16 protein-coding genes are annotated in these 15,201 nt (G+C 57.0%); 14 read left to right on the top strand and 2 right to left on the bottom strand.

Annotated features, from left to right (window positions below; translation table 11 throughout):
- Positions 1 to 4 precede the first annotated feature (4 nt).
- From nadD to CDH48_RS09065, 10 genes are all read left to right on the top strand, one after another.
- Positions 5 to 655: a nicotinate-nucleotide adenylyltransferase gene (gene nadD, locus CDH48_RS09020; protein ID WP_100688590.1), complete on the top strand. Its 651-nt coding sequence runs from the start codon at positions 5 to 7 to the stop codon at positions 653 to 655.
- Between the two features lie 70 nt (positions 656 to 725).
- Positions 726 to 1,076 carry a ribosome silencing factor gene (rsfS, locus tag CDH48_RS09025; protein ID WP_100688410.1) on the top strand — a complete coding sequence of 117 codons (351 nt, stop codon included), beginning with the start codon at positions 726 to 728 and terminating at the stop codon, positions 1,074 to 1,076.
- Between the two features lie 2 nt (positions 1,077 to 1,078).
- Positions 1,079 to 1,549, top strand: coding sequence for a 23S rRNA (pseudouridine(1915)-N(3))-methyltransferase RlmH (rlmH, locus tag CDH48_RS09030; RefSeq protein ID WP_100688411.1), 471 nt, complete (start codon positions 1,079 to 1,081; stop codon positions 1,547 to 1,549).
- A 9-nt stretch (positions 1,550 to 1,558) separates the two neighbouring features.
- Positions 1,559 to 3,454, top strand: coding sequence for a penicillin-binding protein 2 (gene mrdA / locus CDH48_RS09035; protein WP_100688412.1), 1,896 nt, complete (start codon positions 1,559 to 1,561; stop codon positions 3,452 to 3,454).
- Positions 3,454 to 4,596 (top strand): rod shape-determining protein RodA, encoded by a 1,143-nt coding sequence (gene rodA / locus CDH48_RS09040; protein ID WP_100688413.1) that lies wholly within the window; start codon positions 3,454 to 3,456, stop codon positions 4,594 to 4,596. The genes mrdA and rodA overlap by 1 nt, the downstream gene beginning before the upstream one ends.
- A 42-nt stretch (positions 4,597 to 4,638) precedes the next feature.
- Complete coding sequence (locus CDH48_RS09045; RefSeq protein WP_227521024.1) at positions 4,639 to 5,619, top strand: septal ring lytic transglycosylase RlpA family protein; 981 nt, start codon at positions 4,639 to 4,641, stop codon at positions 5,617 to 5,619.
- A gap of 49 nt (positions 5,620 to 5,668) precedes the next feature.
- Positions 5,669 to 6,850, top strand: coding sequence for a D-alanyl-D-alanine carboxypeptidase family protein (locus CDH48_RS09050; RefSeq protein ID WP_100688414.1), 1,182 nt, complete (start codon positions 5,669 to 5,671; stop codon positions 6,848 to 6,850).
- A gap of 29 nt (positions 6,851 to 6,879) precedes the next feature.
- Positions 6,880 to 7,149 (top strand): HP0495 family protein, encoded by a 270-nt coding sequence (locus CDH48_RS09055; protein WP_100688415.1) that lies wholly within the window; start codon positions 6,880 to 6,882, stop codon positions 7,147 to 7,149.
- A gap of 5 nt (positions 7,150 to 7,154) precedes the next feature.
- Positions 7,155 to 7,817: a lipoyl(octanoyl) transferase LipB gene (gene lipB / locus CDH48_RS09060; protein ID WP_100688416.1), complete on the top strand. Its 663-nt coding sequence runs from the start codon at positions 7,155 to 7,157 to the stop codon at positions 7,815 to 7,817.
- Between the two features lie 100 nt (positions 7,818 to 7,917).
- The gene (locus CDH48_RS09065; protein WP_100688417.1) at positions 7,918 to 9,363 is read left to right on the top strand and encodes an ABC1 kinase family protein; all 1,446 of its coding nucleotides are present in this window, start codon (positions 7,918 to 7,920) and stop codon (positions 9,361 to 9,363) included.
- On the opposite strand, the gene CDH48_RS09070 is transcribed toward CDH48_RS09065, so the two are convergent.
- The gene (locus CDH48_RS09070) at positions 9,303 to 9,746 is read right to left on the bottom strand and encodes a YqaA family protein (RefSeq protein WP_100688418.1); all 444 of its coding nucleotides are present in this window, start codon (positions 9,744 to 9,746) and stop codon (positions 9,303 to 9,305) included. The genes CDH48_RS09065 and CDH48_RS09070 overlap by 61 nt on opposite strands.
- 184 nt (positions 9,747 to 9,930) lie before the next feature.
- On the opposite strand from CDH48_RS09070, the gene CDH48_RS09075 reads away from it, so the two are divergent.
- On the top strand, positions 9,931 to 10,185 hold the full coding sequence (locus tag CDH48_RS09075; protein ID WP_100688419.1) for a GrxA family glutaredoxin: 255 nt from the start codon (positions 9,931 to 9,933) through the stop codon (positions 10,183 to 10,185).
- 113 nt (positions 10,186 to 10,298) lie between these two features.
- Here the strand turns inward: CDH48_RS09075 and CDH48_RS09080 are convergent, their stop codons facing one another.
- Complete coding sequence (locus CDH48_RS09080; RefSeq protein ID WP_100688420.1) at positions 10,299 to 11,561, bottom strand: 6-phosphofructokinase; 1,263 nt, start codon at positions 11,559 to 11,561, stop codon at positions 10,299 to 10,301.
- Between the two features lie 162 nt (positions 11,562 to 11,723).
- Between CDH48_RS09080 and mpl the strand changes: the two genes are divergently transcribed.
- The 3 genes from mpl (at position 11,724) to CDH48_RS09095 (ending at position 15,053) form a co-directional block, all read left to right on the top strand.
- Entirely contained in the window at positions 11,724 to 13,118 is a 1,395-nt protein-coding gene (mpl, locus tag CDH48_RS09085) for a UDP-N-acetylmuramate:L-alanyl-gamma-D-glutamyl-meso-diaminopimelate ligase (RefSeq protein ID WP_100688421.1), read from the top strand.
- 50 nt (positions 13,119 to 13,168) lie between these two features.
- Positions 13,169 to 13,828, top strand: coding sequence for a flavin prenyltransferase UbiX (locus CDH48_RS09090; RefSeq protein ID WP_100688592.1), 660 nt, complete (start codon positions 13,169 to 13,171; stop codon positions 13,826 to 13,828).
- An 85-nt stretch (positions 13,829 to 13,913) separates the two neighbouring features.
- On the top strand, positions 13,914 to 15,053 hold the full coding sequence (locus CDH48_RS09095; RefSeq protein ID WP_100688422.1) for an acyl-CoA dehydrogenase family protein: 1,140 nt from the start codon (positions 13,914 to 13,916) through the stop codon (positions 15,051 to 15,053).
- The last annotated feature ends 148 nt before the right edge of the window (positions 15,054 to 15,201 follow it).

The raw sequence follows: 15,201 nt of genomic DNA on the forward strand, positions 1-15,201 counted from the left end.
GCCAATGCACGTAATTTATGGCGGGACTTTCGACCCGGTTCATCACGGCCACCTGCGCCTGGCACTGGAAATCAGCGAGCGGCTCGGTGATGTTCCTGTCGATCTTGTGCCCTGCCATATACCGCCCCATCGCGGCGCAACCCGTGCAACTGCCGGGCAACGGCAGCGCATGCTGGCGCTTGCCATAGAGGGCGAACTCCGGCTTCGTATTGATGATCGCGAACTGCGCAGGGCCGGTGCCTCCTATACCGCTGACACCTTGCGCCAGCTGCGCAGCGAGCTGGGTGATGAGGTGCCGCTGGTGATGGTGGTGGGCACGGATGCGTTTGCAGGTTTTGATCGCTGGAGGGAATGGCAGCAGATTCCGGGCCTTGCGCACATTGTGGTGGTGCGTCGCCCGGGCTCCACGCTGGCGCCTGAAACCGAGCCTGCCAGGCTGCTGGAAACGCGTCGTGTTGGCAATGCGCAAGCTCTTCACGCAGACCCTTCGGGGCATATCCTGGAGCTGGATCCACCCTTGCTGGATATTTCTGCAACCGGTATCAGGGAGCGCCTTGCCAGTGGCCGGTCAGCCCGTTACCTGATGCCCGATGTGGTATTGACAGAGATTCAGCGCATGGGGCTATACGGAGCATGCCCCGGGGAGAACTTTTAGTGGTACAATTGCAACTGAATATGACTTTTCGGGTGGCCATTCCGGCCGGCACCCGGACAACAGGGTGATTATGCAGGCAGAGCAACTCAAAGATCTGATAGTGAACTCACTTGAAGATGTGAAAGCGCAGGACATCAGTGTTATTGATGTACGGGATCGCACCAGCGTTACCGATTTCATGGTTCTGGCATCCGGAACATCCAACCGTCACGTTAAATCCCTTGCGGATTCCGTTGTACTTGATGCCAAGGAAAAAGGCGTCCGTATCAGCAGTGTGGAGGGCGGTGGCGGCAGCGACTGGATCCTGGTGGATATGGGAGATGTGGTTGTTCACGTAATGATGCCCGCAACCCGCGAGTTTTACGATCTGGAACGTTTCTGGCGTGATGCACCGGATCTCGGTGCTGCGGGCAGCGAGTAATCATGCGGTTGCGCCTGATCTGTGTAGGGCAGAAAATGCCCGACTGGGTCAGTAAGGGGTACGATGACTACGCCCGACGCATGCCTCCGGAAATGCCTCTTGAGCTGGTAGAGATTGCCATGCCCCATCGTGGCAAAAATCCCGATATTCCCAGGCTGATGCAGCGCGAGAGCGAAGCCATCCTGGCGGCAACCGGTCCCCGGGACAGGGTTGTGGCACTGGAAGTGACAGGCCGGCCCTGGTCTACCGAAAAACTGGCCGGTCAGCTGGAAAACTGGCAGCAGGACGGGTGCGACGTAAGTTTTCTGGTAGGTGGTCCGGACGGATTGGCCGAGCCCTGCCGCCAGCGTGCAGACCAGCAATGGTCACTTTCTCCTCTTACTCTGCCTCATCCTCTGGTTCGCATTCTGCTGGCAGAGCAGTTGTACAGGGCCTGGTCGATCACCCGTAACCACCCGTATCATCGGGCTTAGGAAGCATTCATGCCGTGGGGTGAATTCAAGGACACTGCTGCCGAACGCAGGCTGTTCCAGCGCCGTGCCACGGTTATGCTGGTGTTTGTTTTTCTGCTGATGGTGGGGCTTATCGCCCGGATGTACCAGCTGCAGATCGTTGAGCATGAGATCTACACCACTCTCTCGGACAAAAACCGGGTGCAGGTCCAGTCTGTGCCGCCGCCACGGGGGCTGGTCTACGACCGCAACCATGTCCTGCTGGCGGAAAACCGCCCGGTGTTCAGTGTGACGCTGGTTCCGGAGCGGGTCGGGTCCATGGAAGCCACGCTTGAGCAGCTTGTTACAATTCTGGACGTTTCCGAAGATGATATGGAGCGGTTCCAGCGCCGCCTGCGGGAGCCCCGCCGTCCATTCCAGGAAATTCCGCTGCGCTACGACCTGACCGAGGATGAAATAGCCCGCCTGGCCGTGCATCGGCACGAACTGCCAGGAGTAGAAGTGGAGGCGGAACTGGTTCGGTACTACCCCCACAGCGAGCTGACGGCTCATGCGCTGGGCTTTGTGGGCCGCATTAACCGCGAGGAGCTGCAGCGCATAGATCCGGTTAACTATGCAGGCACCAACTACATCGGAAAATCCGGTGTTGAACGATTCTATGAAGAGCTGCTGCATGGGAAAGTTGGCTACCAGCATGTGGAAACCAACGCGCGTGGCCGCACCCTGAGAGTACTGGAGCGGGAAAACCCGGTGCCCGGGGAGGATCTGCAGCTGCATCTGGATTTGCGCCTGCAGCAGCGGGCGCACGAATTGCTGGACGGTCGCCGCGGCGCGATCGTTGCCATCGAGCCTGCAACGGGCGGGCTCCTGGCCCTGGCCAGCGTGCCGGGTTTTGACGCCAACAAGTTTGTGACCGGCATCAGCGTGGCAGATTATCACGAACTGAGTGCGAGCAAAGACAAACCCTTGTTCAACCGGGCCCTGCGCGGTCAGTACCCTCCGGGTTCCACCCTCAAGCCGATGCTGGCTATTGCGGCGCTCGACAGTGGCGCCGTAACCAGAGACCACACGATCTGGGATCCGGGTTACTTTCAGATCAACTCGGCAGGCCGTCGTTGGAGAGACTGGAAGCGTGGCGGGCATGGCTGGGTTGATCTTACCTATGCCATGGCACAGTCCTGCGACGTTTATTTCTATGAGGCCGCTGTGGAAATGGGGGTGGATACCATGGTCAGCTACCTGTCCCGCTTCGGTTTTGGTGAAGATGCAACTCTGGACGTGTCCGGAGCCCTGAGCGGTATTCTGCCGTCCCCGGACTGGAAGCGGGCGACCCGCAACGAACCCTGGTATCCGGGCGATACGGTCAATCTGGGTATCGGTCAGGGGTTCATGCTCTCCACGCCCTTGCAGCTTGCTACTGCGACAGCACTGATCGCCAACCGTGGCGAGTGGGTGGAGCCGCGCCTGCTGAAAGACATTGAGGGAGACCGTTCAGCAGACGAATTCTTGCCGAGTGAAACCCATGAGCCGTTGAAGCTTAAAGACCCGAGCGACTGGGAGTTCATTGCAGATTCCATGGCAGAAGTCATGCATGGTACCAAAGGCACTGCGCGCGCGGCCGCAAAGGGAGCGTCTTATCGCATGGCAGGGAAAACCGGGACGGCCCAGGTGTTCAGCCTTGCAGAAGACGAAGAGTACGATGCCGAGGAAATCCAGGAGCGGCTGCGCGACCATGCACTGTTCGTGGGTTTTGCGCCTGTCGACAACCCGAAGATTGCGGTTGCGGTGATCGTGGAAAACGGCGGCGGAGGCAGCAGTACGGCTGCCCCGGTAGCCCGGGAGCTGTTTGATGCATGGCTGCTGGAGTTTTCTGCCACCGACGATGCCTTGATCAGCAAGGCCGGATCGCAAGGGGAGGTGCCCTGATGGCTACCCGGGAAGTGTTCAGCTCAACGGCCAGTAATCCGCTCGGTCGGCCCAGGGGCTTCTGGTCAGCTCTGCATCTGGATCCTGTTCTGCTTGTACTGCTTGTCGGATTGGTATCCGGTGGCCTGTTCGTACTTTACAGCGGCGCTGACCGGAATCTTGATGTTGTAAAAGCTCAGGGCGTGCGTTTCGGTATCGCCTTTATTGTGATGCTGGTTTTTGCCCAGCTTGATCCATCGGTATTCCGGCGTTGGGCACCCTGGCTGTATGTTCTTGGTCTGGCCGGCCTGTTTGCCGTGTTATTTGCAGGTGTTGGTGCCAAAGGTGCACAGCGCTGGCTGGCGTTGCCGGGGCTGCCCCGGTTTCAGCCATCGGAGCTGATGAAGCTTGTAGTACCCATGATGGCTGCCTGGTACCTGTCCCGGCATTACCTGCCGCCCAGGTTGTCTGGTGTGGGAACAGGTCTGGCAATTGTACTGCTCCCCATGGTGCTTATTGTGCAGCAGCCGGACCTGGGTACATCGCTTCTGGTGGGCATGGCTGGCCTGTTTGTGGTGTTTTTCGCGGGTATGAGCTGGAAGCTCATTGGCGCATTTGTGGCGATGGTTTCCGTGGCGGCGCCGGTGATGTGGTTTTTCGGAATGCGTGAATATCAGAAACAGCGGGTGTTGACCCTGCTGGACCCCCAGAGTGACCCGCTGGGCGCGGGCTGGAATATTATCCAGTCCAAAACCGCCATTGGCTCCGGTGGGTTTGATGGCAAAGGCTGGCTTCAGGGTACCCAGTCGCACCTGGAATTTCTCCCGGAAAGCCATACGGATTTTATCGTAGCGGTACTGGCAGAAGAGTTCGGTTTTATCGGAATTCTTGTGCTGCTCAGCGTTTATTTTCTGATTATCCTGCGTTGTCTCTACATTGCCGTTACCGCACAGGACTCATTCAGCCGGCTGTTGGCGGGTGCTCTTACCATGACCTTCTTTATCTATGTGTTTGTAAATGTCGGCATGGTGAGTGGCCTGTTGCCGGTGGTCGGGGTACCCTTGCCACTGATTTCCTACGGCGGCACATCTACCGTAACCCTGATGGCGGCATTCGGCATTCTGATGTCTATACATACCCATCGCAGGATGATCACGGCGTGATGTCAGGCCGGTAATGGTGATCGATACAGGGAACCCGTTACAATGATGCTGACAGCTGCTCGTCCGTTTATTTTTGCAGCACCTATCCCAGAGGACATCCGGACAGTGATATCGAATCGCTCAGGTTTATGGCTGATTGTGTTGGCGGCGCAGGTGCTGGTGGGCTGTACTTCGGCACCGACTTCCAGCGGCACCGACCATTCAGCACGCTATACGATTTCCCAGGACAGGGCACCTGAGGGAAACTTTGATGTTTCCGGGCTGTCAGACGCAGTGCCCGTGTACCAGGCGCCGGTCAGGGCGGGAAACAAATCGCCCTACACGGTGTGGGGCAAACGCTACACCGTGCTGGACAGCAACGACGGATATGTGGCCCGGGGCACCGCAAGCTGGTATGGCGAAAAGTTTCACGGCCACAAGACATCCAACGGTGAAACCTTTGATATGTATCAGATGTCGGCAGCCCACAAATCCCTGAGGATCCCGGGCTTCGCCAGGGTGACCAATCTGGAGAACGGACGCTCGGTGATTGTGCGGGTGAACGATCGGGGTCCGTTTCACGGAGACCGCCTGATTGACCTGTCCTATGCGGCTGCCAAAAAACTGGGCTACCAGTCCCGTGGAACAGCCCGGGTAGAGGTAGCCGCAATTACGGTCAAGCCGGATGGCAGTATGTTCCTGGCCGGCCAGCCATTTAATCTCAACGGGCAGCCTGCAAAGACGCGGCCGGCGCAATCAGCGCCTTCAGAACCACGTGCTGTCGCTGCAAACGACGGCCAGGCCGGCGGGTTGTTTGTTCAGCTCGGCTCGTTCGGCAGTCGTGACCCCGCGGAGAAACTACAGGATCGTGCCAGGAGTGTACTCAGCAATCCCGTGCGGGTACGCGCAGTGGATACAGCTTCGGGACGCTTCCACCGGGTACAGGTGGGCCCTTTCCAGGACGAGGGCAGTGCACGAAAGACGCAGGACCTGCTCGAGGCAAGGGGGTTTGCGCAATCCATTGTGCTGACCGATTCCGACTAGGCTTCAGGCCACACACAAAAAACACACTTGACAACGAATGAATGGACCCATGGCACTAAAATCAGTTTTCCGCTCGCTTTCCTTTGTTTCAGCCTCTCTTGTTTTTGCGCTGATGCTTTCAGTGTCAGGCAAGGCTGTGTCCCAGACAGTCCTGATTCCGTCGCCGCCGCAGATCGCCGGCACCTCCTACGTGCTTATGGATCCGAAAAGTGGCCGTATTATCATGGAGGAAAACAGCAACGAGCGACTGCCGCCGGCCAGCCTGACCAAGATGATGACGGCGTACATCGTTGAGCGTGAACTGGACGAGGGCCGCATCAGCATGTCCGATATGGTGCCCATCAGTGTCAAAGCCTGGAAGACAGAGGGGTCCCGCACGTTTGTCAAAGAAGGTACCAGTGTATCCGTGGAGGATCTCCTCAAGGGCGTTATCATCCAGTCGGGTAACGATGCCTCGGTCGCGCTGGCCGAGTTCGTTGCCGGCAGTGAAGGAGCTTTTGTGGATATCATGAACCAGCAGGCCAAGCTGTTGGGCATGAAGGATACCAATTTCGAGAATGCGACAGGCCTCCCTTCGCCTGATCACTTCTCTACTGCGTACGATTTAGCCATTCTGGCCCGTGCAATTATCAACGATTACCCGGAGAACTATCCGCTGTACGCGCAGAAGCACTTTACTTACAACAACATACGCCAGCCGAACCGCAACAGTCTGTTATGGCGTGACGACAGTGTTGACGGGTTGAAAACCGGTCATACCGAAGAGGCAGGCTACTGCCTGGTTGCGTCAGCGAAACGCAACGACACCCGTTTTATTGCCACTGTTATGGGCACCAGCAGCCCTCAGGCGCGCTCCCAGGAAATCCAGAAAATGCTGAACTATGGTTTTCGCTATTATGAGAGCGAGCGTTTGTTCCGCGCCGGCCAGGAGCTGATTGAAGCCAGGGTATGGGGTGGTCAGTCTGACAGGCTTTCTGTGGGAATGCTTGAAGACGTTTATGTGACCATTCCCCGGGGGTCCCGCGACAGCCTCGAATCCAGCGTGGAACTTGATTCCGTTATCAAGGCACCGGTTCGCGCCGGCGATGAACTCGGCCGGGTCAAGGTATCCTACGAGGGCGAGGTGCTGGTCGACCAGCCAGTACTCGCACTGACGGAAGTCCCCGAGGGTGGTTTTTTCAAGCGCATCTGGGATGCCATCAAGCTGTTTTTTGTCCAGTTGTTCCAGTGAGGGCGAGTTGAGCCCGGGAGTAAAACGGCATGAGTGAGCCGAAAGCACCGAAAATCGAGTTTCCCTGTAAATACGGCATCAAAGTAATTGGTGATGCTGCGCCGGATTTCAAAGAGTTTGTGGTTGCGGTTGCTGAGCAGCACGCTCCGGGAATCAGGGAAGAAGATGTATCCATCAAAGACAGCAGGGAGGGCCGTTTCTGCTCAGTTCGCTTGAACATTCTTGCGACCGGCGAGCCCCAGTTAAAAGCCCTGTTTGAAGACCTCAAGGCCAGTGGCCGTGTGCACATGGTGTTGTAAAAGCGATGCCTGAGCTGATTGTCAGGTCACTGGGGCGGCAGCCCTATCTGGAAACCTGGGAGGCCATGAAAAGCTTCACAGCACTCAGGGGCGACCACACCGCAGACGAGCTCTGGTGTCTTGAACACCCCCGGGTCTATACCCAGGGTCAGGCGGGCAAGCCCGAACACATTCTGGCCCCGGGCGATATCCCGGTAATACCGGTAGACCGCGGCGGGCAGGTGACCTATCACGGCCCGGGCCAGCTCGTGGTTTACCTGATGCTCGGTCTGACCCGTCGCAAGATAGGGGTAAGGGCGCTGGTAGACATTATTGAACAGGGCATTGTGGGCACTCTTGCCGAGTTGGGTATCACGGCACAGCCGCGACCGGATGCGCCGGGTGTGTACGTTGGCGACGCCAAAATTGCCTCTCTCGGATTGCGGGTTCGTCGTGGTTGCTCGTTCCATGGGCTGGCGCTGAACATTGATATGGACATGGAGCCTTTTCGCAGAATCAATCCCTGTGGTTACGCCGGACTGGCCATGTGCCAGGTCAGCGATTTTGTGGCCACTGCGTCCATGGATGATATTGAAAAGCGGCTGGTTGCCCACCTGGTTTCTGGCCTGGGCGAGACAGTGGTGAGTTACGGCCGGGGCTGGGAAAGTCAGGCCGGTATGCCATCCTGATGCAGGCAGACCCGGTTGCGCCCAGGTTTTTGTTAGGTTAAGAAACTACATCAGGGATTGGTTCAGGCTCGTTAAATTCTCCGGCTCGGACAGGTTATACATGTCATCCAGACGCACAGGTAATTCAGTCTCCCGCATCAAGACAGGCAGCTTCGAACGCCGGCTGAGCCTTACCCGCGCCGGGCTCTATGCCGGAACCCGTGTAGCCTCACACATGGCTACCAACTGGTTCAGCAGCAAGGAAAAACGGGACAAGCGTCACCGCGCCATGCTGTCCAAACAAGCGCGCTTTCTTGTGGACGAACTGGGGAAACTCAAAGGCAGTGTGGTAAAAATCGGCCAGGTCATGGCGCTTTATGGCGAACACTTCCTGCCGGAGGAGGTAACTGAAGCCCTGCACACACTCGAAGACCAGACAACCTCGCTGGAGTGGCCAGCCATTGAGCGGGTTCTGATATCCGAACTGGGCAGCGAGCGGCTTGCAGAACTGGATGTGGACCCGGAACCCATTGGCGCTGCGTCCCTGGGCCAGGTACACCGCGCGTTACGGCGCAGCGATGGTCTGGAACTGGTGCTCAAGGTTCAGTATCCGGGGGTTGCCGATGCGGTGGACAGCGATCTGAACGCCGTGGCTCAGTTACTCCGGATGGCTCGGCTGGTGAGTTTCGGGCCCGAATTTGATGACTGGCTGGAAGAAGTCCGGCAAATGATGCACCGGGAAGTAGACTACCGCCTGGAAGCACGTACTACCGAAAAGTTCCGCCTTATGCTTGCGGACGACCCCCGGTTTGTGGTCCCGCGGGTGCTGCCGGAATACTCCAGTGCACAGGTTATCGCGTCAACCTATGAGCACGGTCACTCCGTCGGTTCCAGTGTGGTCAGGGAATTGTCGCTCGAGCGTCGCAGCGCGTTGGGAGAAGCCGCACTTGAGCTGTTTTTCCGGGAGTTGTTTGTCTGGGGCGAAATCCAGACCGACCCCAACTTTGGAAATTACCGGATTCGCATTGCCGGCGAGGATGGCAAAGGCGTGGATTACGATCGCATCGTGCTGCTGGATTTTGGCGCGGTACAGTCCTACTCGCCGGAGTTTCTGGACCCGGTTATCCAGATGATACGGGCTTCCTACGAAAACGATCTCGATGCCGTCATCGACGGGGGCGTAAAGCTGCGCTTTATGAGCAGGGACTGGCCAAAGGAGGTGCTGGAGAAGTTCGGGCAGGTTTGTATGTCTGTGCTTGAGCCCTTGTCGGGCAATCGTGAAGCCTGGCCAGACTATGCAGTGAACAGCAAGGGCCAGTACCGCTGGAAGCAAAGCGACCTGCCATCCCGGGTGGCACGTCAGGCAGCCCGATCGGCCATAAGCCGCTATTTCCGAGTGCCGCCCAAAGAGTTCGTGTTTCTGAATCGCAAGCTGATCGGTGTGTATACTTTCATTGCCGTGCTGCACTCGGAATTCAATGGTGAGGTGTTGCTCCGGCAGTACCTTTACGGTGACGGTGATGACACACCGGACGCCTCGGCGACTACCCAGATCACAAATGCATAACGCAGGCCTTTGCCAATACCTACGAGCACAATAAAGTTTACCCAGGGGACTCGCATGATACCGCCCACCAGCGTCAATGCATCGCCGCCCAGGGGCAGCCAGCCCAGAAGCAGAGACCACTGACCGTAACGGTTAAAGCTGTTGCGGGCCTTGTGCAACTGCATCTCACTGATCGGGAACCAGCGTTTGTGCTTGAATCGGTCCACCTGCCTGCCGATCACGCCGTTCACAACAGACCCCAGTGTATTGCCCAGTGTGGCCCAGAACCACAGCCACCACACCGGGTAGCCCTGAATCACCAGCGTTCCTGCCAGTATTTCCGAATAGGCCGGTAACAGAGTGGCCGCAGCGAAAGAGGTCAGGAACAGTGTCAGGTAAACCACGGAATTTTCCTTGTGATGATGGGCATAGAGCCCCTTCGGATGAGAAAAACGACCTACGTATCATCCGGTACTATAGCCGCCATGCAAAGTGTCAATTTTTAATTCACGACAGTCGTGTCATCATTAGTCATACTTTTTGCACTGCCCCGGAGCGGTTCCGGGCACACTATTGCGGAGATTTTTTATGGATCAGGTGACAATTTACGGTCGTTCCAGTTGCGGTTTCTGTGTCCGGGCAATAAGCCTGTGTGAATCCCGTAACTTGCCGTATACCTGGGTTGACATGATTGAACACAATATGACCAAGGCCGATATAGCCGATAAAATTGGCCGCCCCGTGCACACGGTCCCCCAGATTCTTGTCGGCGACAGGTACATTGGTGGCTACGACCAGTTTGCGGCCTGGGTGCGTGAACAGGAGGCAGGCAAGGTTCACTGATTCGCGTCTTGCGCATGTAAAAAGAGCCCCGCAGGTTATTGCAGGGCTCTTTTCCGGGGCCTGGAAAGGCCTGGAGGGCGCCCGCAACTGGTTCCGGGCGCCCGTTTCGTCTGTCAGATCTGAAAGTCGCTTTTCAGCTTTTTCTCAGCCAGAGTATTTTTCAGCTTCGCAACCCTGGGCAGGCCGTTATCGAACGGTGGGAAGCTCTCGCCGGCGATCAGTGGCTCCAGATAGTCACGGCAGTCCTGGGTAATGCCAAAACCATCATCTGTGATGTAGTGGATTGGCATCTTTTTTTCCTGGTTAGCCACTTCGCTTAGCGGGGCCTCGCCAATCGACCAGACGTAAGGTTTTGTTTTCTCTCGAACAATGGTCGGCATAACTGCCTGTTTGCCAGCCAATGCCATTTCTACAGCGGCTTTTCCAACGGCGTACGCCTGCTCCACGTCTGTGGCAGACGCAATATGCCGTGCGCTGCGCTGCAGATAATCCGCTACTGCCCAGTGATATTTGTGCCCGAGTGCCTGCCTGACCATGTTCGCCAGGGCTGGCGCTACGCCGCCGAGCTGGGTATGACCGAAAGCGTCTTTGGCTCCGGCATCTGCCAGAAAGCGACCGTCTTCGTACTGAGCACCCTCGGAGGCCACAACCACGCAGTAGCCGTATTCCTTCACGCAGAAATCCACCCGCTCCAGGAAGGCTTCGCGGTTAAACGGAATTTCCGGGAACAGAATAATGTGGGGTGGTTCGCCTTCGCCCTGGCCAGCCAGGCCACCGGATGCTGCAATCCAGCCGGCGTGACGGCCCATCACTTCCAGGATAAACACCTTGGTGGAAGTCTCGCACATGGATTTGATATCCAGGCTGGCTTCCAGAGTGGAGGTGGCAATGTACTTGGCAACAGAGCCAAAACCCGGGCAGCAGTCGGTAAACGGCAAATCGTTATCCACGGTTTTTGGAATGCCGATGCAGGTGATGGGGTAGCCCATTTTCTCGCTGATCTGCGAAACCTTGTAGGCAGTATCCTGGGAATCGCCGCCACCGTTGTAAAAGAAATAACCGATATCGTGGGCGCGGAACACTTCAATCAGGCGTTCATATTCACGGCGGTTTTCAGAGATGTTTTTCAGTTTGTGGCGGCAGGACCCGAAAGCGCCGCCCGGGGTGTGAATGAGTTCCTGAATGGCCTCATCACTTTCAAGGCTGGTATCAATCAGTTCTTCGTAAAGAGCGCCCAGAATTCCGTTTCGCCCGGCAAACACCTTGCCGATTTTGTCCGGATGCTTGCGGGCGGTCTGGATGACTCCACAGGCGCTGGCGTTGATAACGGCGGTAACACCGCCAGACTGAGCGTAGAAAGCGTTTTTGATAGCCATGTCGGGATGAGGCTCCTGCTGGTTTGACAATGGGCCAGATGATACGCCAAACGCGCTCAAGTTTCATGGACGGAAATACGGTCGTTCCGGGTCCGGATGTCTTGACGGAGTGGGGCGGATACGGGAGGCTTGTCGGGTTTCAACCAAGAGGGCACACGGCGAATGCACATTCATATACTGGGAATCTGTGGCACATTCATGGGCAGCCTGGCGGTTCTTGCAAGAGCGCTCGGCCACACAGTGACCGGTTCCGATCAGGGTGTTTATCCACCCATGAGCACCCAGTTGGAGGCACAGGGCATCAGCCTTCTGGAAGGTTACAGCCCGGAGCACCTTGAGCCGAAGCCTGATCTGGTGCTGATTGGTAACGCCATGTCCCGGGGTAACCCCGAGGTAGAAGCGGTACTCAATCGCAACATTGATTACATGTCCGGCCCGGAGTGGCTGGCCCGCGAAGTGCTGCGGCATCGTTGGGTGTTGGCGGTTGCCGGCACTCACGGTAAAACCACCACCACCGCCATGCTGCTGTGGATTCTTGAGCAGGCCGGGCTGGCGCCCGGTTACCTGGTTGGCGGTGTGCCCAGGGATTTCCCGGTTTCAGCCAGCCTTGGGAACAGCGATTTTTTTGTGATTGAGGCCGACGAGTACGACAGCGCCTTTTTCGACAAACGCTCGAAGTTCGTTCATTACCGCCCCCATACCCTCATACTGAACAATCTTGAGTTTGATCACGCAGACATCTTTGAAAACGTCGAAGCGATTGAGCGTCAGTTCCATCATCTGGTTCGCACGGTTCCGTCCCAGGGATTAATTATCCGACCGAGCCTGGATGCCCATCTGGACAAGGCGCTGGCCATGGGGTGCTGGAGCCCGGTTCAGGCTACGGCGATTGGCAGTGAAGTGGCGGCCTCAGTGGATTGGCGTGCCGAATTGTTAACCGGGGATGGCAGCCGGTTTATGGTTATCCACCATGAGCAACCCGTTGCTGTGGTGAAGTGGAGCCAGACCGGTTTGCATAACGTTCGTAATGCCCTGGCGGCCATTTCAGCGGCAAAGCATGTGGGTGTGACACCGGATCACGCGGTCGCCGCATTGTGCAGATTCTCCGGCGTAAAGCGCCGTATGGAATTGCTGGCGGATATTAATGGCGTGAGAGTTTACGATGACTTTGCTCACCACCCGACCGCGATAGCGACTACGCTGGAAGGCTTGCGCAACCAGGTGGGGGAAGAGCCGATCATTGCCCTGATAGAGCCCCGTTCCAATACCATGCAGCAGGGCGTCCACCAGCATAGCCTGTTGCCAAGCGCTGCCCTTGCCGACAGGGTCTATTGGGCCAACCTGAATAATATGGAGTGGTTGCCGGAACTGGTGGCAAGCTGGCAGTCGGAGAATCCTGAATCCTGCCAGCACAGTGTCGAATCCACTGTGGAGGCGTTGATTGAGCGTGTGGTGAGCAACCATACCGGGCCCTGCCAGATTGTCATCATGAGCAATGGTGGCTTTGGTGGTATTCACGGCAGGCTTATTGCCGAACTTGAGCGTGTTCATGGCTGAACTGGCGCCCCTGTATAACCCTGAGGACGACGGAACAGATGACTGACAAGATGGCCACAGCCCGAACTATTAACCTGGCATTTACCGGTGCCTCCGGTGCCCAGTATGGTCTGCGCCTGCTGCAGTGCCTGGTTGCCGCCGGCTGCCGGGTGCATGTGATGATCAGCAAGGCCGCGCAAATTGTCATTGCGACAGAAACCGACCTGAAACTGTCGGGAGCTCCGCCGGCCATGCAGAAAACACTGGCGGAGTTCGCCTCCGCCGAACCCGGCCAGGTATTGGTGTTTGGCCGCGAAGACTGGTTTTCCCCTCCCGCTTCCGGGTCGGGTGAAAAAGCGCCTCTGGTAGTGTGCCCCTGCAGTACCGGCACCTTGTCTGCACTGGCGACCGGGGCCAGCAACAACCTGATCGAGCGCGCCGGCGATGTGGCGCTCAAAGAACGGCGCCAGCTGATACTGGTGCCCCGTGAAGCTCCTTACTCGGAAGTGCACCTGGAAAACATGCTGAAACTCACCCGCATGGGCGCTGTCATTATGCCGGCGAGCCCCGGGTTCTATCATCGGCCGCATTCGGTAGACGATCTAGTGGACTTCATTGTGGCCCGCATTCTCGACCATCTGGACCTGCCCCAGGATCTGATGCCCCGTTGGGGCGAGGCCCGGATTAACGCGAAACGGGATCGCAACGATGGTTTTGGCCAGCAGGATTGATGGTTTTCACCATTGAGCAAACCTGCCTGTCGGCAGAGACTTGGTGAACGCTAACGACAACATTGTTCACAGACTGAGGTTCACCATGATTCCACGTACGCTCTTCGATGCTGACCTTGACGGCTTTCGGGACTCTGTCCGGAAATTTCTTGAACAGGAAGCTGTGCCATACCATGAACAGTGGGAGAAAGATGGCCAGGTGAGCCGCGAGTTGTGGCAGAAAGCCGGCCAACTGGGTTTTCTGTGCCCCACCATGCCTGAGGAATACGGCGGTGTTGGTGCAGACTTCCGGTACAGCGCCGTGGTGATGGAAGAGGTTTCAAGGGCGGGGCTTTCCGGAATCGGCTGGACGCTGCATTCGGATATTGTTGCCCCCTACATACTGAACTACGGCTCGGAGGAGCAGAAAAAACACTATCTGCCGAAAATGGCCTCTGGAGAAATAATCACCGCCATTGCCATGAGTGAGCCGGGTGCCGGTTCCGACCTGCAGGGCGTGAAAACCACAGCCCTGAAGGACGGTGACAACTACATTCTGAATGGCTCGAAAACCTTTATTACAAATGGCCAGTTGGCGGACCTGGTGATCGTTGTAGCCAAAACAGATCCGAAAGAAGGCGCAAAAGGCATCAGTCTGCTGCTGGTTGAAACCGCCTGGGAGGGTTTTGAAAAAGGCCAGAACCTGAACAAAGTGGGGATGAAGGCCCAGGACACGTCCGAGCTGTTTTTCCAGGATGTAAAAGTCCCGGTTACTCACCTGCTGGGTTCCATGGAAGGGCAGGGCTTCTTCCAACTGATGCAGGAACTGCCCTCAGAGCGCCTGCAGATTGGCCTGACCGCTATTGCCGCTGCAGAAGCCGCCTGGCAGTGGACTCTTGATTACGTGAAAGAGCGTAAAGCGTTCGGCAAACCGGTGATCAAGTTCCAGAATACCCGCTTTAAAATGGCTGAGATGAAGGCAGAAATCACCGCCGCCCGGGTGTTCACCGATCGTTGCCTGGAGCTCCATCTGGAGAAAAAACTCGATATCCCCACGGCAGCCATGCTAAAGCAGTACACAACGGATTTGCAATGCCGGGTTATGGATGAATGCGTTCAGTTACACGGCGGTTATGGCTACATGTGGGAGTACCCGATCGCCCGCGCGTGGGCCGATTCGCGGGTTCAGCGCATTTACGGCGGCACGAACGAAATCATGAAAGAGATTGTTGCGCGGGCGTTTTAAGCCGCGTTCAGCAAAAACCCCGGGGCCAGTTCCCGGGGTTTGCATGTTCCCTGTTACCAAACTTTACAGATTGCCAAACCTATCAAGGTCTCCGGTTACCACATCCCCTAAAGTAACGGCACAACCTCTAACAAGGATAAACGGTTGC

Source organism: Marinobacter aromaticivorans, assembly GCF_002806975.1.
In the GTDB taxonomy this organism is placed as follows: domain Bacteria; phylum Pseudomonadota; class Gammaproteobacteria; order Pseudomonadales; family Oleiphilaceae; genus Marinobacter; species Marinobacter aromaticivorans.

What these genes read in the sequence shown, in the direction of transcription:
- lipB (WP_100688416.1), top strand. Translation starts at nt 7,155, where the DNA reads ATGCCTGAGCTGATTGTCAGGTCACTGGGGCGGCAGCCCTATCTGGAA.
- CDH48_RS09075 (WP_100688419.1), top strand. Translation starts at nt 9,931, where the DNA reads ATGGATCAGGTGACAATTTACGGTCGTTCCAGTTGCGGTTTCTGTGTC.
- mrdA (WP_100688412.1), top strand. Translation starts at nt 1,559, where the DNA reads ATGCCGTGGGGTGAATTCAAGGACACTGCTGCCGAACGCAGGCTGTTC.
- mpl (WP_100688421.1), top strand. Translation starts at nt 11,724, where the DNA reads ATGCACATTCATATACTGGGAATCTGTGGCACATTCATGGGCAGCCTG.
- rsfS (WP_100688410.1), top strand. Translation starts at nt 726, where the DNA reads ATGCAGGCAGAGCAACTCAAAGATCTGATAGTGAACTCACTTGAAGAT.
- rlmH (WP_100688411.1), top strand. Translation starts at nt 1,079, where the DNA reads ATGCGGTTGCGCCTGATCTGTGTAGGGCAGAAAATGCCCGACTGGGTC.
- CDH48_RS09065 (WP_100688417.1), top strand. Translation starts at nt 7,918, where the DNA reads ATGTCATCCAGACGCACAGGTAATTCAGTCTCCCGCATCAAGACAGGC.
- CDH48_RS09045 (WP_227521024.1), top strand. Translation starts at nt 4,639, where the DNA reads ATGATGCTGACAGCTGCTCGTCCGTTTATTTTTGCAGCACCTATCCCA.
- CDH48_RS09080 (WP_100688420.1), bottom strand. Translation starts at nt 11,561, where the DNA reads ATGGCTATCAAAAACGCTTTCTACGCTCAGTCTGGCGGTGTTACCGCC.
- CDH48_RS09055 (WP_100688415.1), top strand. Translation starts at nt 6,880, where the DNA reads ATGAGTGAGCCGAAAGCACCGAAAATCGAGTTTCCCTGTAAATACGGC.
- CDH48_RS09090 (WP_100688592.1), top strand. Translation starts at nt 13,169, where the DNA reads ATGGCCACAGCCCGAACTATTAACCTGGCATTTACCGGTGCCTCCGGT.
- nadD (WP_100688590.1), top strand. Translation starts at nt 5, where the DNA reads ATGCACGTAATTTATGGCGGGACTTTCGACCCGGTTCATCACGGCCAC.
- rodA (WP_100688413.1), top strand. Translation starts at nt 3,454, where the DNA reads ATGGCTACCCGGGAAGTGTTCAGCTCAACGGCCAGTAATCCGCTCGGT.
- CDH48_RS09050 (WP_100688414.1), top strand. Translation starts at nt 5,669, where the DNA reads ATGGCACTAAAATCAGTTTTCCGCTCGCTTTCCTTTGTTTCAGCCTCT.
- CDH48_RS09095 (WP_100688422.1), top strand. Translation starts at nt 13,914, where the DNA reads ATGATTCCACGTACGCTCTTCGATGCTGACCTTGACGGCTTTCGGGAC.